This is a genomic window from Enterobacter sp. RIT418 (genome assembly GCF_003057745.1).
Classification (GTDB): domain Bacteria; phylum Pseudomonadota; class Gammaproteobacteria; order Enterobacterales; family Enterobacteriaceae; genus Enterobacter.
This window is the reverse complement of sequence record NZ_QBJD02000024.1, coordinates 30,831-53,218: the sequence shown is the minus strand read 5'-3', so window position 1 is coordinate 53,218 and position 22,388 is coordinate 30,831. Positions and strand designations below refer to the sequence as shown.

General features: G+C 56.4%; 21 protein-coding genes. 8 read left to right on the top strand and 13 right to left on the bottom strand.

The annotated features are described in order from the left end of the window. Positions 1-169: 169 nt before the first annotated feature. The 5 genes from sspB to zapE all read right to left on the bottom strand — a co-directional run bounded on the left by sspB (position 170) and on the right by zapE (position 3,872). Entirely contained in the window at positions 170-670 is a 501-nt protein-coding gene (sspB, locus tag DBY73_RS20955; protein ID WP_112013130.1) for a ClpXP protease specificity-enhancing factor, read from the bottom strand. A gap of 5 nt (positions 671-675) precedes the next feature. Next, complete coding sequence (gene sspA, locus DBY73_RS20950) at positions 676-1,314, bottom strand: stringent starvation protein SspA (protein ID WP_003860438.1); 639 nt, start codon at positions 1,312-1,314, stop codon at positions 676-678. Between the two features lie 306 nt (positions 1,315-1,620). Continuing rightward, positions 1,621-2,013, bottom strand: coding sequence for a 30S ribosomal protein S9 (gene rpsI / locus DBY73_RS20940; RefSeq protein WP_003025138.1), 393 nt, complete (start codon positions 2,011-2,013; stop codon positions 1,621-1,623). 15 nt (positions 2,014-2,028) lie between these two features. Further along, entirely contained in the window at positions 2,029-2,457 is a 429-nt protein-coding gene (gene rplM / locus DBY73_RS20935) for a 50S ribosomal protein L13 (RefSeq protein ID WP_003860434.1), read from the bottom strand. A 290-nt stretch (positions 2,458-2,747) separates the two neighbouring features. Then, the gene (zapE, locus tag DBY73_RS20930; protein WP_112013129.1) at positions 2,748-3,872 is read right to left on the bottom strand and encodes a cell division protein ZapE; all 1,125 of its coding nucleotides are present in this window, start codon (positions 3,870-3,872) and stop codon (positions 2,748-2,750) included. A gap of 189 nt (positions 3,873-4,061) precedes the next feature. Here zapE and zapG point away from each other — a divergent pair, with 189 nt between their 5' ends. The 3 genes from zapG to degS all read left to right on the top strand — a co-directional run bounded on the left by zapG (position 4,062) and on the right by degS (position 7,159). After that, a complete protein-coding gene (gene zapG / locus DBY73_RS20925; protein WP_112013128.1) occupies positions 4,062-4,460 on the top strand; it encodes a Z-ring associated protein ZapG in 399 nt (132 codons plus the stop codon). Between the two features lie 171 nt (positions 4,461-4,631). Next, a complete protein-coding gene (gene degQ / locus DBY73_RS20920) occupies positions 4,632-5,999 on the top strand; it encodes a serine endoprotease DegQ (RefSeq protein ID WP_112013127.1) in 1,368 nt (455 codons plus the stop codon). A 92-nt stretch (positions 6,000-6,091) separates the two neighbouring features. Next, on the top strand, positions 6,092-7,159 hold the full coding sequence (gene degS, locus DBY73_RS20915) for an outer membrane-stress sensor serine endopeptidase DegS (protein WP_112013126.1): 1,068 nt from the start codon (positions 6,092-6,094) through the stop codon (positions 7,157-7,159). A gap of 55 nt (positions 7,160-7,214) precedes the next feature. Here the strand turns inward: degS and mdh are convergent, their stop codons facing one another. Next, positions 7,215-8,153 carry a malate dehydrogenase gene (gene mdh / locus DBY73_RS20910; RefSeq protein ID WP_112013125.1) on the bottom strand — a complete coding sequence of 313 codons (939 nt, stop codon included), beginning with the start codon at positions 8,151-8,153 and terminating at the stop codon, positions 7,215-7,217. Positions 8,154-8,549: 396 nt separating this feature from the next. Between mdh and argR the strand changes: the two genes are divergently transcribed. The 3 genes from argR to yhcN (DBY73_RS20895) all read left to right on the top strand — a co-directional run bounded on the left by argR (position 8,550) and on the right by yhcN (DBY73_RS20895) (position 10,034). Then, the gene (argR, locus tag DBY73_RS20905; RefSeq protein ID WP_014171847.1) at positions 8,550-9,020 is read left to right on the top strand and encodes a transcriptional regulator ArgR; all 471 of its coding nucleotides are present in this window, start codon (positions 8,550-8,552) and stop codon (positions 9,018-9,020) included. A gap of 376 nt (positions 9,021-9,396) precedes the next feature. Further along, positions 9,397-9,660: a peroxide/acid stress response protein YhcN gene (gene yhcN, locus DBY73_RS20900; RefSeq protein WP_112013124.1), complete on the top strand. Its 264-nt coding sequence runs from the start codon at positions 9,397-9,399 to the stop codon at positions 9,658-9,660. Between the two features lie 107 nt (positions 9,661-9,767). Then, on the top strand, positions 9,768-10,034 hold the full coding sequence (gene yhcN, locus DBY73_RS20895; RefSeq protein ID WP_112013123.1) for a peroxide/acid stress response protein YhcN: 267 nt from the start codon (positions 9,768-9,770) through the stop codon (positions 10,032-10,034). Positions 10,035-10,096: 62 nt separating this feature from the next. Here the strand turns inward: yhcN (DBY73_RS20895) and DBY73_RS20890 are convergent, their stop codons facing one another. The 5 genes from DBY73_RS20890 to aaeX all read right to left on the bottom strand — a co-directional run bounded on the left by DBY73_RS20890 (position 10,097) and on the right by aaeX (position 15,050). Continuing rightward, a complete protein-coding gene (locus DBY73_RS20890; RefSeq protein WP_112013122.1) occupies positions 10,097-10,369 on the bottom strand; it encodes a barstar family protein in 273 nt (90 codons plus the stop codon). A 24-nt stretch (positions 10,370-10,393) separates the two neighbouring features. After that, a complete protein-coding gene (locus DBY73_RS20885) occupies positions 10,394-11,848 on the bottom strand; it encodes an NAD-dependent succinate-semialdehyde dehydrogenase (protein WP_112013121.1) in 1,455 nt (484 codons plus the stop codon). Positions 11,849-11,933: 85 nt separating this feature from the next. Further along, positions 11,934-13,901 (bottom strand): p-hydroxybenzoic acid efflux pump subunit AaeB, encoded by a 1,968-nt coding sequence (gene aaeB, locus DBY73_RS20880; RefSeq protein ID WP_112013120.1) that lies wholly within the window; start codon positions 13,899-13,901, stop codon positions 11,934-11,936. 5 nt (positions 13,902-13,906) lie between these two features. Then, complete coding sequence (gene aaeA, locus DBY73_RS20875) at positions 13,907-14,839, bottom strand: p-hydroxybenzoic acid efflux pump subunit AaeA (protein ID WP_112013131.1); 933 nt, start codon at positions 14,837-14,839, stop codon at positions 13,907-13,909. 7 nt (positions 14,840-14,846) lie between these two features. Continuing rightward, complete coding sequence (aaeX, locus tag DBY73_RS20870) at positions 14,847-15,050, bottom strand: p-hydroxybenzoic acid efflux pump operon protein AaeX (RefSeq protein ID WP_003860416.1); 204 nt, start codon at positions 15,048-15,050, stop codon at positions 14,847-14,849. Positions 15,051-15,228: 178 nt separating this feature from the next. Here aaeX and aaeR point away from each other — a divergent pair, with 178 nt between their 5' ends. Next, positions 15,229-16,155 carry an HTH-type transcriptional activator AaeR gene (gene aaeR, locus DBY73_RS20865; RefSeq protein ID WP_112013119.1) on the top strand — a complete coding sequence of 309 codons (927 nt, stop codon included), beginning with the start codon at positions 15,229-15,231 and terminating at the stop codon, positions 16,153-16,155. A 221-nt stretch (positions 16,156-16,376) separates the two neighbouring features. Then, a complete protein-coding gene (locus DBY73_RS20860; protein ID WP_112013118.1) occupies positions 16,377-16,991 on the top strand; it encodes a YagU family protein in 615 nt (204 codons plus the stop codon). 49 nt (positions 16,992-17,040) lie between these two features. Here DBY73_RS20860 and tldD read toward each other — a convergent pair whose 3' ends face one another. Further along, a complete protein-coding gene (gene tldD, locus DBY73_RS20855) occupies positions 17,041-18,486 on the bottom strand; it encodes a metalloprotease TldD (RefSeq protein WP_112013117.1) in 1,446 nt (481 codons plus the stop codon). 83 nt (positions 18,487-18,569) lie between these two features. Further along, a complete protein-coding gene (gene yhdP / locus DBY73_RS20850; RefSeq protein WP_112013116.1) occupies positions 18,570-22,367 on the bottom strand; it encodes an AsmA2 domain-containing protein YhdP in 3,798 nt (1,265 codons plus the stop codon). Between the last annotated feature and the right edge of the window lie 21 nt (positions 22,368-22,388).

The following is a 22,388-nucleotide window of genomic DNA, read 5'->3' as shown; positions in this document are numbered from 1 at the left end:
TATAATATTCGCTGTATTAATAATTTTTGCTTTAAATTTTTTTATATCAATGCTTACCGAGTCGAAACTTATCATCAGCATCTATAACATAATAAAAACACCGCCAGGCTATGATGCAAAAAAAACCAGCCAGTTATTGTTAACTGGCTGGTTTATAAGAAGCATTAATCTATTTAACGACGCGTAGAGCGGGTCGCCCACCACGTGGCGACGGGGGATCGTCATCCGGATCGTTGTCATCGGCATGGTCCGGTTTATCACCGTCGATAATGGACATCACCGTTTCACTTTCGTTTTCAGACGAACCGTCTTCATCGTTCAGGCTGGCAACATCTTCATCATAAGCCGTTTCCGGCTCGAACATGGTGCCCGCACCGTTTTCACGCGCATAGATAGCCAGTACGGCTGCCAGCGGCACGGAAACCACGCGTGGTACACCGCCAAAGCGCGCATTGAAGCGCACTTCGTCATTCGCCAGCTCAAGGTTGCCCACCGCACGCGGGGCGATATTCAGTACAATCTGGCCGTCGCGCGCGTATTCCATAGGAACCTGGACCCCCGGCAACGTCACATCCACAACCAGGTGCGGCGTGAGCTGGTTATCCAGCAGCCATTCATAGAAGGCGCGCAGCAGATACGGACGGCGTGGTGAAAGTTGTGACATTTCCACAGTCGTTAGCCTCGGCCGAGACGCATTTCACGTTCCGGTTCAGTTAAAGATGCCAGGAAGGAGTCGCGTTCGAATACGCGAGTCATGTAGCCTTTCAGCTCTTTCGCGCCCGGGCCGCTGAACTCTACGCCCAGGGTTGGCAGACGCCACAGCAGCGGCGCCAGGTAGCAATCTACCAGGCTGAACTCGTCGCTCAGGAAGAAAGGCTTCTGGCCAAACACCGGCGCGATGGCCAGCAGCTCTTCACGAAGTTGCTTACGCGCGGCGTCCGCTTCGGAAGATGAACCGTTTACGATCACGTTCATCAGCGAATACCAGTCTTTCTCGATACGCTGCATGTACAGGCGGCTTTCACCACGCGCAACAGGGTAAACAGGCATCAGCGGGGGATGCGGGAAACGCTCATCCAGGTATTCCATAATGATACGGGATTCCCACAGGGTCAGCTCGCGATCCACCAGCGTCGGTACGCTTTGGCTCGGGTTGAGATCGATCAGATCCTGAGGCGGGTTATCCTTTTCCACATGCTCGATCTCAAAACTGACACCCTTCTCGGCCAGCACGATACGAACCTGATGGCTATAAATGTCAGTAGGACCAGAAAACAGCGTCATTACCGAACGTTTGTTGGCAGCGACAGCCATGAAAACCTCCAGGTATATTCAGAATTTACTGCTACTGGCCCTTCGGGGCCAGCCAGATGAAATATCGCCCATCCCAGAGAAAACACATTGTTCAAGAATCGAACAAAAATCGAGTATTCACCGATATTTGGGCAGAAAATTGGATGATAGTTTACCAGATTTTGATGGGTTTGTGGTGAGGGGATTCTGGAAATGTGGAAAAAGAGAAGATATATGGAATAGTTTTGTGGATAACCTGCGCATTATCCATAAAAAAACCCGCCGAAGCGGGTTTTTCGCCAATCGTTCTGCGTGAGCAGAAAAAGATTAACGTTTGGAGAACTGAGGACGACGACGTGCTTTACGCAGGCCGACTTTCTTACGTTCAACCTGACGAGCATCACGGGTAACGAAGCCAGCTTTACGCAGTTCGCCACGCAGGGACTCGTCGTACTCCATCAGAGCGCGGGTGATACCGTGACGGATCGCACCTGCCTGACCGGAGATACCACCACCTTTAACAGTGATGTACAGATCCAGTTTTTCTACCATATCAACCAGTTCCAGCGGCTGGCGAACTACCATGCGGGCAGTTTCACGACCGAAGTACTGTTCCAGAGAACGTTGGTTGATTACGATTTTACCGCTGCCCGGTTTGATGAACACGCGAGCTGCGGAACTTTTGCGGCGACCAGTGCCGTAGTATTGATTTTCAGCCATTGCCTATAATCCCGATTAGATGTCAAGAACTTGCGGTTGCTGTGCCGCGTGGTTGTGCTCATTGCCTGCGTAAACTTTCAGTTTACGGAACATAGCACGACCCAGCGGGCCTTTTGGCAGCATGCCTTTAACCGCGATTTCAATCACACGCTCAGGACGGCGAGCAATCATCTCTTCAAAGGTCGCTTCTTTGATACCACCGATGTGGCCGGTGTGATGGTAGTACATTTTGTCAGTACGCTTGTTGCCGGTAACAGCAACTTTGTCTGCGTTCAGAACGATGATGTAGTCACCAGTATCAACGTGCGGAGTGTATTCCGCTTTATGCTTACCGCGCAGGCGACGAGCCAGTTCAGTAGCCAGACGGCCCAGAGTTTTACCGGTCGCGTCAACAACATACCAGTCGCGTTGTACGGTTTCTGGTTTAGCTGTAAAAGTTTTCATTAAAAGCTTACCCAAATAAATAAGTTACACGTTGGTGAACACCCAAACGTTTAGTCAGTTGAGGTTCACACGACAAAGTCCGGCAAACCTACCCCTTCGAATAGCTAATGCCGACACATAGAAAGTTTCGGGAAAAAAACCTTCTCGTAACGTGGGGTCGCAAGATTATAGAGAAGTTGAGGTCAAAGATCGACCCTTAAATGTGATTTGGAATGGGTTTTTCGGGGGTGGGTATTGTGCGGTCTGGTGCCCTCACCCCCAGCCCCTCTCCCACGAGGAGAGGGTGGCATTTACGGCATATGCTCCAGCTTCAGGTATTCCTCACTCTGCATCTCCTGCAGGCGCGACAGGCAGCGCTGGAACTCAAACTTCAGCCGCTCGCCCTGGTAGATCTCATATAAAGGGACTTCCGCACTCACCACCAGCTTGACGTGACGCTCGTAGAACTCATCCACCAGCGCAATGAAGCGGCGGGCTTCGCTCTCCATGAGCTTCGTCATTACGGGCACGTCAAAAAGCATCACCGTGTGAAAGAGGCGCGATAGCGCAATGTAATCATGCTGGCTGCGGGCGTCTACGCACAGCGTGGCAAAAGAAACGGCCAGCGTTTGATTCTCCACGCCCAGCGTTTGCAGCGGACGGTGGTTAATCTCCAGCACGGGCGCGTTTTCGCGCTTAGCGCCCGCCAGCGCCAGCCAAAGCTTATCCATCTGCGCCGTGGTCTGTACGTTCAGCGGTGAAAGCCACAGGTGCGCCTGGGTGAGCGTGCGAAGACGATAATCGACGCCCGCGTCCACGTTCATGATGTCGCAGTGCTGCTTGATGGCGTCGATTGCGGGCAGGAAGCGCGCCCGCTGTAAGCCGTTGCGGTATAGCTCATCCGGCGGGATATTTGAGGTTGCCACAAGCGTAATGCCACGCGCGAACAAGGCTTTCATCAGGCCGCCGAGCAGCATCGCGTCGGTAATATCAGAGACAAAAAATTCGTCGAAACAGAGCACGTCCGTTTCCGCTTTAAACCTGTCGGCAACAATCTCCAGCGGATCGCTTGTTCCCTGCAGTGCCGTCAGCTCTTCGTGGACGCGCAGCATAAACCGATGAAAGTGCAGGCGTTGTTTACGCGCTCCCGGCAGGCTTTGGTAGAACATGTCCATCAGCCAGGTTTTTCCGCGTCCGACGCCGCCCCACATGTATAAGCCGCGAACCGGGGCATGTACCTGCGGCTCTTTCTTGCCGAGCAGCCGACCGAACGCGGCCTTCAGCCCACCGCCCTGCGCGGCTTCTGCGGGGTTGGCGGTGAGTTCCTGATAAAGGGTATCCAGACGATTAACCGCTTCGCGCTGAACGTCATCCGGCTGGTGTGAGCCCTCGTTCAGGGCGTGTTGGTATCGCGATGCGGGGGACAGGCTTTGCATAATCTTATTGTTATTCCTTCAATTAAACCTCACCAGCGGGCGTGACTGATGAAAAAAAGGCCGTTCTACACTACGCGATGATACGTCAGGATTCCACTTCTGCGGAAATAGCGGTTATAGTGGCATTATCAGGCACAGGCAGGAGCCGAGCCAACACCCTACGGAATCACAAGACAACGGGAGAAGTTCATGACCTGGGAATATGCGCTAATCGGTTTAGTGGTCGGCATTATCATTGGTGCCGTGGCCATGCGTTTCGGTAATCGCAAATTGCGTCAGCAGCAGTCATTACAGTACGAACTGGAAAAAAACAAAGCTGAACTGGAAGAGTATCGTGAAGAGCTGGTCAGCCACTTTGCCCGTAGCGCCGAGCTGCTGGACAACATGGCGACGGATTACCGTCAGCTGTATCAGCACATGGCGAAAAGCTCCAGCAGCCTGCTGCCAGAGATGACGGCGGAAACCAACCCGTTCCGCAACCGCCTGGCTGACTCGGAGGCCAGCAACGATCAGGCTCCCGTACAGATGCCGCGCGACTATTCCGACGGCGCCTCCGGCCTGCTGCGCGGTGGCGCAAAACGCGATTAATCGCACAACCTGAATAAATTTTACGGGCGCATCTATTGCGCCCGTCCTTTCTTCCCGTCCCCAGCTATTATTTAGTCAAACACCTCATTGTTCACCGGTTGAAAATTCAATAACATCAAGATGTTTTTGGGGCCATTCTTCTTTCATTCCAGGTTACGAGAGTCCGCATCGATGAAGAAAAAAAACCAGCTGTTAAGCGCGTTAGCGTTAAGTGTCGGGTTATCTCTCTCGGCGTCCTTCCCTGCTTCAGCGGCGCTGCCCTCGCAGGTCCCTGGACAGGCCGCCATTCCAAGCCTCGCGCCGATGCTGGAGAAAGTGCTGCCTGCCGTGGTGAGCGTGAAGGTAGAAGGCACGGCGCAGCAAAGCCAGCGCGTGCCGGAAGAGCTGAAGAAGTATTTCGGTGATGAGTCTCCGGATCCGCAGGCGCAGCCTTTCGAGGGGCTGGGGTCTGGGGTTATTATTGATGCGGCCAAAGGCTATATCCTGACGAACAACCACGTCATCAGCCAGGCGGATAAAATTAGCGTCCAGCTTAATGACGGACGGGAATTTGACGCGAAGCTGATTGGCGGCGATGACCAGAGCGACATCGCGCTGCTGCAGGTGCAAAACCCAAGCAAGCTGACCCAGATTGCCATCGCGGACTCCGACACGCTGCGCGTGGGCGATTTCGCTGTCGCGGTCGGTAACCCGTTCGGTTTAGGCCAGACCGCCACCTCCGGCATTGTCTCCGCGCTGGGCCGCAGCGGCCTGAACCTGGAAGGGCTGGAAAACTTTATTCAGACCGATGCGTCAATCAACCGCGGCAACTCCGGCGGCGCGCTGCTCAACCTGAACGGCGAGCTGATCGGTATTAACACCGCCATTCTCGCGCCCGGCGGCGGCAGCATCGGCATTGGCTTCGCCATCCCCAGCAATATGGCCAAAACCCTCTCTGCGCAGCTCATCCAGTTTGGCGAGGTGAAGCGCGGGCTGCTCGGCATCAAAGGGATGGAAATGAGCGCCGACATCGCCAAAGCCTTTAACGTCAACGTGCAGCGTGGAGCGTTTGTTAGCGAAGTGCTGCCGAACTCCGGCTCGGCAAAAGCCGGCGTGAAGTCGGGCGATGTGATCGTCAGCCTGAACGGCAAACCGCTCAGCAGCTTCGCCGAGTTGCGTTCGCGTATTGCCACCACGGAGCCGGGCGCCAAAGTGAAGCTTGGCCTGATTCGCGACGGCAAGCCGCTGGACGTTGAGGTCACGCTGGATAAGAGCACCTCTTCATCAGCGAGCGCCGAGCTGATCGCACCGGCGCTGCAGGGAGCGACGCTCAGCGACGGGCAGCTTAAGGATGGCACTAAGGGCATCCGCGTCGATACCGTTGAAAAAAGTAGCCCCGCCGCGCAGGCCGGCCTGCACCAGGAAGACGTTATTATTGGCGTGAACCGCACCCGCGTGCAGTCTATCGCGGAAATGCGCAAGGTGGTGGAAAGCAAACCGGCGGTCATTGCGCTGCAGATAATCCGCGGCAAAGACACGCTCTACATTTTACTGCGTTAAGCATTTGCGACGCCGGACATCACCGCTTCGTGTGATGTCCGGATAACTCATGCTATGCTGCAAACCGTTCCTTTATTTACGATACGCGCATCATGCTTTTAAAGCTCTTTCGTTCTGTAGCCATCGGTTTGATCGTCGCTGGCCTGCTTCTGGTGGTTGTACCGTCATTACGGCAGTTTAATAAGCTGTCGGCACCGCAGTTTGACAGTGCGGATGAAACGCCAGCGACCTATAATCAGGCGGTTCGCCGCGCCGCGCCTGCGGTGGTAAACGTCTATAACCGCGGGCTGAACAGCTCGGCCCATAACCAGCTGGAAATCCGCACGCTCGGCTCCGGCGTGATTATGGACGATCGCGGCTATATCATTACCAATAAGCACGTGATCAACGATGCCGACCAGATTATCGTCGCGCTGCAGGACGGCCGCGTATTTGAGGCCTTGCTGGTCGGCTCGGACAGCCTGACCGACCTGGCGGTACTCAAAATTAACGCCACGGGCGGCCTGCCGACCATTCCGATTAACCGCAAGCGCACGCCGCATATCGGCGACGTGGTGCTGGCAATCGGCAACCCTTATAACCTCGGGCAAACCATTACCCAGGGGATCATCAGCGCCACCGGGCGCATCGGCCTGAACCCATCGGGTCGGCAGAACTTCCTGCAAACCGATGCGTCAATCAACCACGGTAACTCCGGCGGCGCGCTGGTGAACTCGCTGGGCGAGCTGATGGGCATTAATACCCTCTCCTTCGATAAGAGCAACGACGGCGAAACGCCGGAAGGTATCGGCTTCGCTATTCCGTTCCAGCTGGCGACCAAAATCATGGATAAGCTTATCCGCGATGGCCGCGTGATCCGTGGCTATATCGGTATCGGCGGCCGTGAGATTGCGCCAATGCATACCCAGGGCGGCGGCATCGATCAGATTCAGGGAATTGTGGTGAACGAGGTGGCGCCAGGCGGGCCAGCGGCGAACGCAGGCATTCAGGTGAACGATGTGATCCTGTCCGTGAACGGTGTGCCGGCGGTGTCGGCGCTGGAGACCATGGACCAGGTGGCGGAAATCCGCCCTGGCTCCATTATTCCTGTTGAAGTCATGCGTAACGATAAGAAGCTGACCATACAGGTCACGATTCAGGAATACCCGGCCACCAGCTGATAAGCATAAAAAAACGGAGCGACAAGCTCCGTTTTTTTTGCCGGGAAAGTGCGTTTTACTTGTTAACGAACTCTTCGCCCAGGGTGATATCTTTCTTCAGCGTATCGAGCATGCCTTCCATCGCGTTTTGCTCAAACGCGCTCAGCGTGCCAATAGATTTACGCTCTTCGATACCGTTTTTACCCAGCAGCAGCGGCTGAGAGAAGAAGCGCGCGTGCTCGCCGTCGCCTTCTACATAGGCGCATTCAACAACGCCCTTCTCGCCCTGCAGCGCACGGACCAGAGAAAGACCAAAACGAGCTGCCGCCTGGCCCATAGACAGGGTTGCAGAACCGCCACCTGCCTTCGCTTCCACCACTTCGGTGCCCGCGTTTTGAATACGTTTGGTCAGGTCAGCCACTTCCTGCTCGGTGAAGTTCACGCCCGGGATCTGCGACAGCAGAGGCAGGATCGTCACGCCAGAGTGACCGCCGATGACCGGCACTTCAACTTCCGTTGGCAGTTTGCCTTTCAGCTCGGCAACGAAGGTGTTGGAGCGGATGATATCCAGCGTGGTCACGCCGAACAGCTTGTTCTTGTCGTAAACACCGGCTTTCTTCAGCACTTCTGCCGCGATAGCCACGGTGGTGTTCACCGGGTTAGTGATGATGCCTACGCAGGCTTTCGGGCAGGTTTCCGCAATCTGCTGCACCAGGTTTTTCACAATGCCCGCGTTGACGTTAAACAGGTCTGAACGGTCCATGCCGGGCTTACGCGCAACGCCTGCGGAGATCAGCACCACGTCAGCACCCTGTAGTGCAGGACGCGCATCTTCACCGGAGAAGCCTTTGATTTTCACAGCTGTCGGGATGTGGCTCAGATCAACCGCCACGCCTGGGGTAACCGGAGCAATATCGTACAGGGAGAGTTCTGAGCCTGAAGGCAGTTGGGTTTTCAGTAGTAGGGCAAGCGCCTGGCCGATACCACCAGCAGCGCCGAGGACTGCGACTTTCATCCTAAACTCCTTATTATGGTTAACTTAAGTATCTGTAAATCCGTTGCGGCGACCATAATTCAGCAGGTAAATAATTACAATTTTCGTAGCTAAAGAATTTGAGGTCGCGCGTCTTTCACCTTCGCCAGAAGACTATCGGGCTTCGGCAGCAACGTATTAAGAGGGGGTTACAATACACCCTGCTACGCCACCAAAACAACATCATTTTGATAACATTTAATTTACTTTTAAGCTTATTTTCGCAGCGTGAGCCAGGCATGTTTTCTGATAACGAAATCTGATAAAATCTCTCCCTTTCATAACATTATTTCAGCCTAAGCGCTGGCAGATAATTTGCATAAAAATTCATCCACATGCATAATAATGTTGTTTCTTTCGTCATATTCCGGGTGACTTATGCGAAGCTCGTCTAAGCAAGAAGATTTAGTAAAGGCGTTTAAAGCGCTGCTCAAAGAAGAGATATTCAGTTCTCAGGGAGAAATCGTTCAGGCGTTGCAGGAACAAGGATTCGATAACATAAACCAGTCGAAAGTCTCCCGCATGTTAACCAAGTTTGGCGCGGTACGTACCCGCAACGCCAAAATGGAGATGGTCTATTGCCTGCCTGCGGAGCTTGGCGTGCCGACCACCTCCAGCCCGCTGAAAAATCTGGTGCTGGATATCGACTACAACGATGCCGTTGTCGTGATCCATACCAGCCCCGGCGCCGCGCAGCTGATTGCACGCATGCTGGACTCGCTGGGCAAACCGAAAGGCATTCTCGGCACGATTGCCGGTGACGATACGATCTTCACCACGCCAGCCAACGGTTTCTCAGTAAAAGATCTCTACGAAGCAATTCTGGACCTGTTCGAACAGGAACTCTGATTGCCCTCCCCGCGGCGCCCTGCTGCGGGGATTGTTCTGCTCCACCCTCATTTCCCCCTGTTTTATCTCGCCTCTGCCTTTAACAAATAGTGCTTTTTACTGGCCATTAACATTCATTTGGTGAATACCAAATCAAAAAAAAGCACAAAAAATCAAAGTGTGTTATCTCTATGATTTTCTTATATATTACTCATTGAATTGTTCAAATAACGCGCATTTTAATTCCAATAGGTTATAAAAACCTCACGCATTAAAACGTGGCAACCTACGAAACAATTAGTCTGGTATTAATTTTTAGCGTTACTAGTGTATACTTGATTTTGTGATGAGGGTCACGAAACAAGACCCCACAAAAAATTCGACGAGGTAAAGAATCATGAAAATCAAAACAACTGTAGCAGCTCTGAGCGTCCTGTCCGTCCTGTCATTCGGTGCTTTCGCCGCTGATGCAATCAACGCCGATCAGGCGCAGTCCCGCGAGGCTATCGGCACCGTTTCCGTAGGCGCTGTTGGAACATCTCCGATGGACATGCGTGAAATGCTGAACAAAAAAGCGGAAGAGCAAGGCGCTTCATCCTATCGCATCATTGAAGCGCGCTCCGGCGACCACTGGCATGCCACCGCAGAGCTGTACAAATAAGTTTTTGTAATACCTAAGACATCGTTCTCCACTCAGCGGCACCAGGCATAAAAAAAGCGGTTTAACCCTTCTAGCCGTTGAGGAAACCCTATTCAGGAGTAAAGACTATGAACATGAAATCGATTATCGCAACCCTTGGTTTAGCTTCCGTAATTTCATTTGGCGCGAGCGCGGCCGTACAGCAGGTTAATGCTGAACAGGCGCAAACTCTGCAGCCGATGGGCAGCGTCTCCGTGACCTCCATCACCGGCTCCCCAATGGATATTCGTCAGGAACTCGCCGCGAAAGCGGAAAAAGCCGGGGCAAGCAGCTATCGCGTTACCGAACTGAACCAGGGCGATCACTGGCACGCGACGGCACAACTGTATAAATAAACCCTCGTCGTATCTCATCATACGACTTGCCCCTGAGCTTCCCGGTTCAGGGGCTTTTTTATTTAGTGGCGCGCGTTAAAGCGTAACTGTCCCTCCAGCTCCTCTTCCGCTTCATCAAACAGCAAAACCAGCGCGCCGAAGCGTCTGCGCAGCTTATCCGGCAGATGGATAAACTCGATCTCCAGCGGTAACGGCAATTGACTTCCGGTGACAACATCCCAGAGCGTATCCAGATTGGTGACGCTTTCCCGATCCAGGTTAAAGGCCCGGATAAATTCGCGATAGAAGTCTTCCTGACTGTCGATTTCATCAAAATCAAACGTATAAATTTTCATTGCCAGCCACCCCGTCTATATCCGTCATAATCCCCCGATATGCAGGGTCTTCACTTCAAGGAACTCTTCCAGACCGAGTACGGATCCCTCGCGACCCAGACCGGACTCTTTCACCCCGCCGAAGGGACCTAATTCCGTTGAGACCGCGCACTCGTTAATGCCGATCATGCCGCTCTCTATCGCCTGCGACACGCGGAACACGCGGGAGAGATTCTGGGTATAGAAGTAGGCCGCCAGTCCGTACGGCGTATTGTTGGCTCGCATGATCACCTCATCTTCAGAAGTGAAGCGGAAGCAGGCGGCTACCGGACCAAAGGTCTCTTCCTCGGCGAGCTTCATCCCTTCGTGACAATCGCCCAGCACGGTTGGCGACCAGAAGTTTCCGCCGAGCGCGTGCGGCTTCCCGCCCGCCAGCACGGCTGCACCTTTGGCCACCGCGTCTTCGACATGCTCTTTCACCTTTTTCACCGCCGAAGGCTCAATCAGCGGCCCAACCACCACGCCCTCCTCCAGGCCGTTACCCACCTTCAGCGCGTTCACCGCATCGGCCAGCTGGTTCACAAATTTGTCGTATACCGTTTCCTGGATATAGAAGCGGTTCACGCTGACGCACACCTGCCCGGCATTGCGGAACTTATTGGCAATCGCCCCTTTGACGGCGGCATCAATATCCGCATCCTCAAAGACGATATAGGGCGCGTTGCCGCCCAGTTCCATCGATACTTTCTTCATCGTTTCGGCGGCGTTGCGCATCAGCGTTTTCCCCACCGCCGTGGAGCCGGTGAACGAAATTTTCCGCACGTCATGGCTGGCCATTATCGCATCGCTGATCTCAGACGTGTTGCCTGCCACGGCGTTGAGAACGCCGTCCGGTATGCCAGCCTGCTTCGCCAGGACGAGCAGCGCAAAGGCGCTGAGCGGGGTATTGTTTGCCGGTTTAATCACGCCCGTACAGCCGGCGGCCAGCGCGGGCCCCAGCTTGCGGGTCAGCATCGCCATCGGGAAGTTCCAGGGGGTAATGGCCGCCACCACGCCAGCGGGTTCGCGGGTCGCCAGAATGCGCGAGCCGGGCTTGACCGGGGGAATAATTTCGCCGTTTGCGCGCTTGGCCTGCTCGGCAAACCACTGAATGAAGCTGGCGGCATACTCGACTTCGCCTTCCGCTTCTTTAAGCGGCTTGCCCTGCTCGGTGGTCATAAGCCGCCCGAGCCAGCTTTTGTTTTCAATAATCAGCTCGTACCAGCGGTAAAGAATTGCCGAGCGCTCCTTGGCGGTTTTTGCGCGCCAGGCCGGGAAGGCTTTGGTTGCTGCGGCAATCGCCTCCTCGGTTTCGGCTTTGCCCGCCTTCGCGACTTTCGTTATCACCTCGCCCGTCGCCGGATTAAGCACGTCGAAGGTGGTATCAAGCGTTTTCCAGATGCCGTTAACGAAATATCCATTCTGAAAAAGAATTGAGTCCTGAAGAGCCTGGGTAGTCATGTGTCCTCCCTTCCTGATGTAAGAGCCTGCTCAGATAAGTATAGCCATAAAAAAACCGACGCTTTTGGCGTCGGTTTTTGGCTTGTCAGCTCTCGGTAAGGGCACTTTGATAGCGATGGAGCATCAGCACCAGCCGATCTACCGGCTCGGTAACCTGCCTGGGCGCTTCCCACATCCGCAGTTTTTCCTGATAAATATCGAGCTCTTCCAGCAGCTGCTTAAAGTAGCGGCGTCGCTTGTCGTCGCTGGAGGCCGACAGGACATGGTCGGCCGTGCGGCGCAGCTGGCGGTGGAACGACGACAGATCGTCATTGATCGGCACCGGCGCGTTGCGCAAGCGCTGGTGCGCAATGATCATGGTCAGCGCCAGGCGGAACTTGGCAATGTCGCCCGGAAATTTGTTGAGCAGTAAAAACAGCTGCTGGTACAGCGCGGGCAGATGGTTCTCTTTGCGCCGCGCGGTATTGGTGGTCATGGACGATACGGCAGCAGAAACGAACTGGTTCAGCAGCACGCGGCCGGTCCGCGCCTGCGAGTTATCGCGCACCAGCAGAATCACCATCATCGCCAGGAAGCAGCCCACCAGCTGGCCCAGCGCGCTGTCGAGGAACTGGCTGAAGTGAAACGTCATCGGATTGTCCAGCACGAGAATATTGATGGTGCTCGCCAGCGCCCCGAGCGATCCCAGGCGGCGTTTTTGCACTTCAATACCGATGAAGAACGCCATCACCGCGAGGCTAATGCAGAGCAGCAGCATGCTCTGCTGGGTTGACGGCAGGATCACCAGGAAATAGAGGGCCCCGATCGGCAGCGCGGCTATCGTCCCATACAGAAAATCAATGGCGACCATACGCGGATTCGGCAGGCGCATTGCCAGCGAGGTCACGACGGCGATCATCACCATCGCGCCACTGCCGGACGTCCAGCCGGTCCAGAGCCAGAACAGCGTGCCGAGCATACAGGCCAGCGTGGTGCGCCAGAAGTTGACCATCGCGTGGTGGCGCTCGGCCGACTCCGCTTTGATCACCACTTCGCCCTGCAGGACTTCCTCTTCTGCAGCACTGATTTTGGCATTGCCTATCACGCCGCGCTTGAGCAGCAGGTAACGCGTCGCGGCGCCCACCCAGGTGTAGATCGTCACAGGCGTGTCGCGCTCGCCCGTCCAGGCAATCACCCGGCGCATGCGCTTAAGCTGCCTGTGTACGTCCTGCACCGTTTCGACCGGCTCTTCAAAAAGCTCGCGGAAGGTGTCCGTAACCGCTTCAGGCCGCGTGTTTTGGATCAGGTAGGTTTCGCACGCCTGGGTGATGAGCGTTAAGGCAACGGTGTTAATCGCCTTAAGACGGCGATTGGCGCGCGTCCAGCGAGAGGACTCCATATTCAGGTTGCTGCGCATCCCTTCCAGCGCCTGCGTGCGGCGCACCAGCCCGCTCCAGGCCTTATCCACCTCTTCGCTGTCACCGTGCTTAATGCACAGCTGCATCAGCTTATATTGGTCGACAATCATCGCATCGAGCTCGCGGTCGACTTCCTGCTTAATGGAGCGCGGCGAGAAGAGCAGATCCGCCACGATGGCGCAGACGATACCAATCACGATTTCGCTGCAGCGCTCGACGGCAAACTGCGGCGCGAGCAGCGGTTCAGCCTGAATGGTGATGATGATAATCAGCGCGGTGTAACCGGAAAGCCCCCAGGCGTAGGAGTTTTCCACTTTCACCAGCGAAGAGATCCAGGTACAGAAGCCCGCCCAGATGCAGCACACCATCAGCATCAGCAGCGGCGTGCGGATCATCAGAATAATAATGGTGAGCGCGGCGATACAGCCGATAAAGGTCCCGACGATACGCAGCATGCCGCGGTAGCGGATCGCGCCGGAATAGGGCTCTCCACCCGCGGCGAACGCCGGACCGGCCGCCACGATCGCGGCCGTCAGCACCGCCCAGCGAGGCGTTTCCAGCTGAAAATGAAAGCCGACGAACAGCGCCAGCACGATGGCGCACGCCAGCTTCACGGCAAAGCGCAGGTGCTGGCTGGCGATGGTGAAAATACCCATAGCGATTAACCAAACTCGCGCAGGCGGTGGGCGAGCTTACGGAAGAAGGAGTCCTGGCTGGCATCACGGTCTTTCTCACCGGTAATCACCACGGTCGCCGTTGTTCCCGCCGGCCACAGGTTACCCTGCTGTTCGTCGAGGTGAATACGCACCGGCACGCGCTGCGCCAGGCGCACCCACTCGAGATTGGAGTCGACCGTTGCCATCCCCTTGCTGTCGCTGCTGCTGCTGGAGTTAGTCACGCCAGCCGCTACGCTATCGACGGTGCCCTTAAAGACGCGGTTGCTGCCGAGCGGTGTAATTTCCGCGCGATAGCCCCGACGCACGCCTTCCAGCTTGGTTTCTTCCATATAGGCCAGCACGTAGAAGGAGTTCTGCTTCACCAGCGCCACGGCGGTGGAGCCGCGCGTAATGAACTCGCCGGCGTAGACGTTCAGGTTGGTCACCCAGCCGTCGGCCGGCGCGCGGATCACGGTGCGCTCCAGATCCAGCTTCGCCAGATCGCGCGTGGCTTCGGCTTTCGCCAGCTGGTGCAATACGGTTTGCAGCACGTTGTTTGACTGGTCGATCTCTTCGCGGGACATCGCCTGTATGCCCAGGCGATTGCGGCGCCCGGCTTCACGGCGTTTTTCTGATGCCAGCGCCTGATAGTACGCCACGTCCGCATTCGCCTCCTCCAGGGCTTTCTGATAGCGGGGACGATCGATGGTAAACAGCACCTGGTCTTTTTTGACCAGCTGGTTATCGTGGACGTTGACGGCGGTGATGAGCCCGGCGACGTCGGGCGCTATCGCCACCACGTCCGCGCTGAAGCGCGCGTCGCGCGTCCATGGTGATTCGGTGTAATAAACCCAGGCGCGGAAAATCGCGATGAACGCGAGAATGACGAGCGCCATCGTGATGGCAGTGCGGGAGATTTTTCTTGTTAGCGTTTTCACATCAACCTCAAACAAACATGCGCGATATCAGGTAAAACAGGCAGCAATAGAGCGCGGTATTGAACAATGCAGGGTGCCAGACGAAATCGTAGATCCCGGTAGGGACCAGCACCTTGCGCACCAGCCAGAAGATCGCCAGTGATAAAAGCAGCTCGAAAAATATCGGTGGGAACGACAAACCGAACACCACGATAACGGGAAACAGACTCATGTTGACCTTGATTAGAGAGAGTGCAGGCTTCAGAATTTTTAAGCCTGCGCCACCGCGAAGGGGCAAGAAAGCCGGGCGAGAGTGGCGCAGCTATTATGTAATTAATAATATATTAACGTAACTGTTATGCTGTTATCTATAATATGTGATCTAAATCACTTTTAAGCCAGAGTGAACAATGGAACGTTTAAAACGCATGTCGGTGTTCGCCAAAGTGGTAGAACAGGGCTCATTTACCGCCGCCGCCAGGCAGCTGCAAATGAGCGTATCCTCCATCAGCCAGACGGTATCAAAGCTGGAAGATGAGCTTCAGGTCAAGCTGCTCAACCGCAGCACACGCAGCATCGGACTGACGGAAGCCGGAAAAATTTACTATCAGGGCTGCCGCCGCATGCTGCATGAGGTGCAGGACGTTCACGAACAGCTCTACGCTTTTAATAACACGCCCATCGGCACCCTGCGCATCGGCTGTTCTTCAACTATGGCACAAAATGTTCTCGCCGCCATGACCGCCGAAATGCTGAAAGAGTATCCCGGCCTCACCGTCAATCTGGTCACGGGCATCCCCGCGCCGGACCTGATCGCCGACGGGCTGGACGTGGTGATCCGCGTGGGCGCCCTTCAGGACTCCAGCCTCTTCTCTCGCCGCCTGGGCAGCATGCCGATGGTGGTGTGCGCGTCCAAAAGCTATCTGGCGCAGTACGGCATTCCGGAGAAGCCCGCCGATTTGAGCAACCACTCGTGGCTGGAGTACAGCGTTCGCCCGGATAACGAGTTTGAGCTCATCGCCCCGGAAGGGCTTTCCACGAAGCTCCTGCCGGTAGGCCGGTTCGTCACGAACGATCCGATGACCATCTCCCGCTGGCTGGTCGCGGGCGCCGGGATCGCCTACGTGCCGCTGATGTGGGTGATAAACGAGATTAACAGCGGCGAGCTGGAGATCCTGTTCCCGCGCTACCAGTCCGATCCGCGCCCTGTCTACGCACTGTATACCGAAAAGGATAAGCTGCCGCTGAAGGTGCAGGTCTGCATTAACTATCTGACGGAATATTTTGTGGAGGTCGCGGAGTTGTTTCAGGGAATGCGGGGAAGAAGAAAAGAATAATCTCCGTAAATCCTCATCCGCTTCGATATTTTATTATAAATATATCCTGAATAACCGGAACGGTTATTCAGGCGAGCCTTCTGATTATCAAATTTGGCGAATTGACAGCCTGACGCGGTCACGACTATCGTATATTCATCTGATTAATCAGATGGTTAAATAGTTGTTAAAGAAATAACAAAATATGTTTTTCAGGATTCTGTTTATACAAGGAATAAAAAATGAATTTATTTGAACGAACTGCACCATCGCGCAGGCGCTACGGGCTCGCCGCGTTCATTGGCCTGATCGCCGGCGTTGTCTCTGCGTTTGTGAAATGGGGCGCTGAGGTTCCGCTTCCACCGCGCAGCCCCGCTGATTTATTTACCAGCGCCTGCGGCCCTGAGCAATTAATTCGTGCGGCAAACCAAATCGACTGCTCGCGTAATTTCCTTAACCCGCCCTATATTTTCCTTCGCGACTGGCTGGGCGTTGTTGACCCTAACGCGGCTGTGTACACCTTTGCCGGGCATATATTCAACTGGGTTGGCGTGACGCATATTATTTTCTCTATCGTCTTCGCCGTAGGCTATTGCGTTGTGGCAGAAGTCTTCCCGAAAATTAAGCTCTGGCAGGGCCTGCTGGCCGGCGCGTTAGCCCAGCTTTTCGTCCACATGATCTCCTTCCCGCTGATGGGGCTAACGCCACCGCTCTTTGAACTGCCGTGGTATGAGCACGTTTCCGAGATTGTCGGGCATTTGATCTGGTTCTGGTCGATCGAGATTATTCGCCGCGATCTGCGCAACCGCATCACCCACGAGCCGGACCCAGAGATCCCGCTGGGAAGTGCACGCTAAAAAAAATGGCGCTACCCGAAGATAGCGCCATTTTTCATCACCGTTCCGGTCAGGCCGTGCCGCCCACCGTCAGGTTATCCACCTTCAGCGTCGGCTGACCTACGCCAACCGGCAGGCTCTGGCCCTCTTTACCGCAAACGCCCACGCCGTTGTCCAGCTTCAGATCGTTGCCGACCATGGAAATTTGCTGCATCGCTTCGATGCCGGAGCCAATCAGGGTTGCCCCTTTCACCGCTTTGGTGACTTTGCCCTTCTCAATCAGATAGGCCTCTGACGTGGAGAAGACAAACTTGCCGGAGGTGATGTCCACCTGGCCGCCGCCGAAGTTTGGCGCGAAGATACCGTAATCCACGGATTCGATAATCTCCTGAGGCGTCGATTGGCCCGGCAGCATATAGGTGTTGGTCATCCGCGGCATCGGCAGGTGCGCGTAGGATTCACGGCGGCCGTTGCCGGTTGGCGCAACGCCCATCAGGCGCGCGTTGAGCTTGTCCTGCATGTAGCCTTTCAGCACGCCGTTCTCAATCAGCACGTTGTACTGGCCCGGCGTCCCTTCATCGTCGATGGAAATCGAGCCGCGGCGATCCTGCATGGTGCCATCATCCACCACGGTGCACAGCTCGGAGGAGACAAGCTGCCCCATCTGGCCGCTGAACACGGAGGTGCCGCGACGGTTGAAATCGCCTTCCAGACCGTGACCGACCGCTTCGTGCAGCAGCACGCCCGGCCAGCCTGCGCCGAGCACCACCGGGAATGACCCCGCAGGCGCCGCAACCGCACCAAGATTCACCAGCGCCATGCGCACGGCTTCTTTTGCCCACGCGTCCGCGCGCGCTTCGCCGTCCACGTCGCCGAGGAACCAGTCGTAACCAAAACGACCGCCGCCGCCGCTTGAGCCGCGCTCGCGCTTGCCGTTGTCATCCACCTGTACGCTAATGGAAAGGCGCACCAGCGGGCGAACGTCGGCGGCCAGCGTGCCGTCGGTCGCGGCGACAAGAATCAGCTCATACACGCCGCTCAGGCTGGCGGACACTTCCTGCACGCGCTTGTCCGCGGCGCGGGCCACTTTGTCCACGCGGCGCAGGATATCGAGCTTCTCTTCCCGGCTCATGCTCTGCAGCGGATCGATGCTGGTATAAAGCGCGGAATGCTGGATCTCGCCCAGGGTTTTCACGCGGCCATCGCCCGCGTCACGCACGATGGTGCGCGCGGCCTGAGCGCTCTGCTCCAGCGCCGCAAGGCTAATTTGGTCCGCATAGGCAAAGCCGGTTTTCTCGCCGCTCACGGCGCGAACGCCGACGCCCTGGTCGATGTTGTAAGAACCGTCCTTGATGATGCTGTCTTCTAAAACCCAGGATTCGTGATAGCTCGACTGGAAATAGAGATCGCCGTAGTCGAGACGGCGTTCGGTCAGTTGACCAAGAATGGAGAACAGGTCCTGATGGCTCAGGCCGTTCGCTGCGAGCAAATGTTCACTTACCAGGTTCAGACTCATCGTATTGCTACTCGTTCGTTGCCGCTTGGGCGGTAAAAAATTCATATTTATTGAGAGTGAGGCAATTACCTGCCCACGTCAAATCATTGCTGTGCATCTTTGCGCGGCTGGCGCAGGACTTCATTAATCTGCGGCTTATCGACCGGGCCTGTGATGCGGTAGCGCAGAATGGAGACCTTGCTCCACAGCGGGCCCAGCACTTTACTGGCGGCAAACACCGCTGCGCCGACGATCGGGTTCACCACGAACGCCGCCGCCACGCCCACGCTGGCGGAAATTTCCGGCGCGACCACGGCCTCCATGTCCAGTTCGCGGCGCACGAGGTTCACCGAGCCCTTCATGGCAATATCCGCTTCCAGGCCATCCACCAGCGTGTCGTCGGTGTGCAGAACGCCGTCCTTGATCCACGCCGTGCTGCGGATGGAATCATAGTAGAAGCCTTCGCTGAAGGTATCGCTGAAGTCAAAGCGCAGCTTGCGCAGCAGCGCATCAAAACTCAGCAGGCGCAGGATCTGCCCGGCGCGCCCTGTGCTCACGTCGGCGATTTCGCCTTTGCCAAAGCGGGTTTTCAGAATGCCGTTGAGCGAGGCCTCATCCGGCTTCCACGGGGCGTCACGCCAGTGAAGATCGTAATCAACGTCAAACGACGAGCCGCGCAGCGGCGTGCTGATGCCAAAGAAGTTGGTTGCCGCATCCAGCTTGTTGCCTTTAATGTCGCCCTTCAGCGAGGTGCGCTGCTGGCCGGGATTATTGACCCACTCGCCCTGCGCGGTCAGGCGGCCAAAACCGGTATCGATCAAGCCGCCGGCAAGGCTAAGCGTGTTGCCTTTGATCGTGAAATCGCCGTCAATCCGCCCGTATTTTTGCCCCCACAGCCAACACTCTGCGCAGCGCAGCTGGAGATCCGGCCAGCCGCTAAAATCAATCCGGGCGTTGTTCAACGGCGCGGTGCTCGCTGCGGCATCAGCCGTCGTGGCGGACGTCGGGTTGTAATAGAGATAGCGGATTGCCGCCTGCCACGGCGCGTTATCGCGCAGGGTGAGCGTTCCGTTAATTTCCCGACCCTGGGCCTCGACTTTGGAACCGTTCGCCGTGGGCTGCGAAACCAGGCTCAGGTTGTTCCACTTCTGTCCTCCCAGCGTCAGGGCCGGCGTGCGGACGGTAATCGTCTGCGGGAATGCTGCGGCCTGGTCAACGTTCTGCCCCACGCCTTTCTGGAAGAGGGCCAGCCATTCGGCCCCGTCCATCGGCGGAAGGTTCAGCTCAATGCCCGACTTATCCGGCAGCGGCGGCGTGGTGCGGCTGTCGGTGGTCCAGATGGCTCTGTCGAGCGTCAGCTTGCGGCCAAGCAGCCAGCGGCTGTTGAAGTGGTTCGTCGCCCCGGCGCTGCCGGTCAATGCAAAGCCGTTGAGGTTGCCATCGACGTTCACCTTCACCGGCAGAGACTGCCCGGCACTTTTCTCCAGCGGCGCGGGCAGACTGCTGCTGATATTTTTCAGATCGCCCGTGATGTCGACGTTATAGCGTGCGCCTGCGTGATAGGGCAGCTCGATAGCCACCTTGCCATTCCATGACACCGCGCCGCCAATCGCCGCTTCAATCGGCTTCGGCAATACGTCCATTTTGGCAGGCTGCCAGTTCGCGTCCATATTCACCGCGACCTGATAGGCCTTCTCGCCCTCGGTGGTTGTAAAATCGATATCGATCGGCTGGTTAAACCAGGTGGCCTTCAGCGGCTCGCTTTTCAGGTTACCGTTCACAAAGCTGAACTGGCCGCTGAGGTTTTTCAGGGTGCTTTCCAGCGGCTTAATATACAGGCTGTTGTTATTCAGACGGACATCGCCTTTGGCGGTGGTCATTTCGCCGTCCAGCGGAATGTCGAGATGTAAGCGAGCATTCACATCGCCATCCAACTGCAGCTGCTCAAGCGTGGCGGCCAGCGAGTCTTTTAGCGGCGTCTCTTCAAAGTACGGGCCAACGGCTTTGCCCGGGCCGTTGATGTTTGCGTCAATCAGCAGCTTTTCTTTAGAGTAGTCTGGAATATTTGCCGTCAGGCCGCTGGCGGTAACCCCGCCCAGCGCAACGCTGTCGGCCTTCATCCACAGGCCGTCATTGATGAAGTTCAGCTCCATATCGAGGTTTTTGAGCGCGGGCCAGTCGGGCTGGAAGGCAAACGTGGCGTTGCGCAGCGGCACCAGCACCTGGAACTGGCCTTCGTTATGCTTGTAGGGGAAGAGGTGCGGATTGCCGCCGTACACCAGCGTGGCGTTGTCCGCCTGACCGCCCTGGATCGCGCCGCTCAGGTAGTCGACCAGCGCTTTGCCCATCAGGTTTTCCGGGAAATAGCGCCAGGCCTGGGAGCCATCGTCAGTGCTGATGCCGGCCAGAATGCCCAGCCACGGCTCTTCACCCTCAGGCTGCAAATAGCGGAAATCCCCGCGCGCATGTACCGCTTTGGCCTTCACATCGAGATGGCGTCCGTCGAGCTGGAAGCCCTTATCGTTTTTCAGCCAGTTCAGCACCGCGCGGCCTTTTTCGATTTCCAGCGGCGCGCGGAATACCGTTTCGTACGGCATTTTGGCGTCGGTCATTTCGGCCGTCAGCCTGCCGTTTTCCACGCTCCCTTCGAGCTTGCCGCTAAAATGCTCGGCGCCGGGCAGGAGCTTCCACTGCTTCCAGGCCAAATTTTGCCAGGAGGCGAGGAAGCGGGTTTTTTCCGTCGCCTGAAGCGGGATATCCAGCCCCAGCGCGTCAATCTTCCCGGTCGGCTGCGTTGCCAGCCAGATATCGCCCAGCTCGGGCGAGATTTTGGCCGCCATGGAGCGCAGCCCTTCGATGGCGTTGAGGTCCAGGTTGCTGGCGCGGATGCGCAGCTCGTCGCTGCGCGTGTTGTTCTTCCCGCCCACGTCCTGTTCCGGCATCCAGGCGAGCGTTAACGCACCGCGCGGCCAGGGCTTACCGTCCATGCTGATGCGGGTGTCAGGAATGGCAAACTGCCAGCCCTCTTTCTGTTTGGTCACGTGGGCAGTGAGGTTATCAACGGAGAGCTGGTGCGGATTATTATCGCCTCTCCAGCTTGCGCCCCCCTGCTTGAGCCAGATGTCACCGCTGGCAAATTCACCGTTCGTCAGCGTCATCCAGCCCTCAAGGCTGAAGCGGGCGGTCTCTAACTGCATGTTTTTTTGCATCCAGTCGCCCAGCCACGGCTTCACGTCCACGTCGTCGGCCTGCAGCCACACTCTGCCGTTATTCAGCAGGCCGTTGTCATCACGCAGATCCATGCGCACCTGCATCACCCCGTGCTGACCGTTCAGGCTGGAGAGGTTGACCTGCCCCTCTGCGCGATGACGATCTTTGCCGTTAAGCCAGGTCAGCTGCGGGATCGCCAGCTCCGCCCGCTCGCCGGAGAGGGTAATAAAGCTGATTTCACTGTCGCGCAGATCGAAGTGATCGAACTGGCGCAGGAAAAGATCGCTGATGCGGTTGGTTTCGAGATCCTGACCGTTATCACCGCCTTTTAGCGGCGTGTTGGTCAGAAACTGGAGCTGATAAAAAGTGAGGTCGCGAAACTGCCAGCGCAGGTGCAGCAGGCTTTGCCAGACGTCCAGCGCCAGGGTAACGCGTTTAATTTTGAGGTGGCCGCCGTCTTTCAGGCTGGCGTTGATATCCCGCGCGTCGAGCGTCGGGCCGAAGGTTTGCCAGCTTGCGCTGATTTGGCTGACGTCCACCGGCACGCCGGTGGCGGATTCGATTTTTGCCAGCACCTGCGGACGCCAGCTGTCCAGATGCGGCAGAACGAGACGTAGCCCGCTTACGAGCAACGCAACGATAACGACGAGCGTTGCCCCTGTAAGCAATAAAATCCCCGGCAATCGCCTCACGCGTCTCTCCTTGTCAGCCTT

Coding starts and splice junctions, on each gene's coding strand:
- zapG (WP_112013128.1), top strand. CDS start 4,062: ATGACCTGGGAATATGCGCTAATCGGTTTAGTGGTCGGCATTATCATT.
- degS (WP_112013126.1), top strand. CDS start 6,092: ATGCTTTTAAAGCTCTTTCGTTCTGTAGCCATCGGTTTGATCGTCGCT.
- rplM (WP_003860434.1), bottom strand. CDS start 2,457: ATGAAAACTTTTACAGCTAAACCAGAAACCGTACAACGCGACTGGTAT.
- sspA (WP_003860438.1), bottom strand. CDS start 1,314: ATGGCTGTCGCTGCCAACAAACGTTCGGTAATGACGCTGTTTTCTGGT.
- aaeB (WP_112013120.1), bottom strand. CDS start 13,901: ATGGGTATTTTCACCATCGCCAGCCAGCACCTGCGCTTTGCCGTGAAG.
- degQ (WP_112013127.1), top strand. CDS start 4,632: ATGAAGAAAAAAAACCAGCTGTTAAGCGCGTTAGCGTTAAGTGTCGGG.
- zapE (WP_112013129.1), bottom strand. CDS start 3,872: ATGCAAAGCCTGTCCCCCGCATCGCGATACCAACACGCCCTGAACGAG.
- DBY73_RS20890 (WP_112013122.1), bottom strand. CDS start 10,369: ATGAAAATTTATACGTTTGATTTTGATGAAATCGACAGTCAGGAAGAC.
- DBY73_RS20860 (WP_112013118.1), top strand. CDS start 16,377: ATGAATTTATTTGAACGAACTGCACCATCGCGCAGGCGCTACGGGCTC.
- argR (WP_014171847.1), top strand. CDS start 8,550: ATGCGAAGCTCGTCTAAGCAAGAAGATTTAGTAAAGGCGTTTAAAGCG.
- yhcN (WP_112013124.1), top strand. CDS start 9,397: ATGAAAATCAAAACAACTGTAGCAGCTCTGAGCGTCCTGTCCGTCCTG.
- mdh (WP_112013125.1), bottom strand. CDS start 8,153: ATGAAAGTCGCAGTCCTCGGCGCTGCTGGTGGTATCGGCCAGGCGCTT.
- tldD (WP_112013117.1), bottom strand. CDS start 18,486: ATGAGTCTGAACCTGGTAAGTGAACATTTGCTCGCAGCGAACGGCCTG.
- yhcN (WP_112013123.1), top strand. CDS start 9,768: ATGAACATGAAATCGATTATCGCAACCCTTGGTTTAGCTTCCGTAATT.
- rpsI (WP_003025138.1), bottom strand. CDS start 2,013: ATGGCTGAAAATCAATACTACGGCACTGGTCGCCGCAAAAGTTCCGCA.
- aaeR (WP_112013119.1), top strand. CDS start 15,229: ATGGAACGTTTAAAACGCATGTCGGTGTTCGCCAAAGTGGTAGAACAG.
- DBY73_RS20885 (WP_112013121.1), bottom strand. CDS start 11,848: ATGACTACCCAGGCTCTTCAGGACTCAATTCTTTTTCAGAATGGATAT.
- aaeX (WP_003860416.1), bottom strand. CDS start 15,050: ATGAGTCTGTTTCCCGTTATCGTGGTGTTCGGTTTGTCGTTCCCACCG.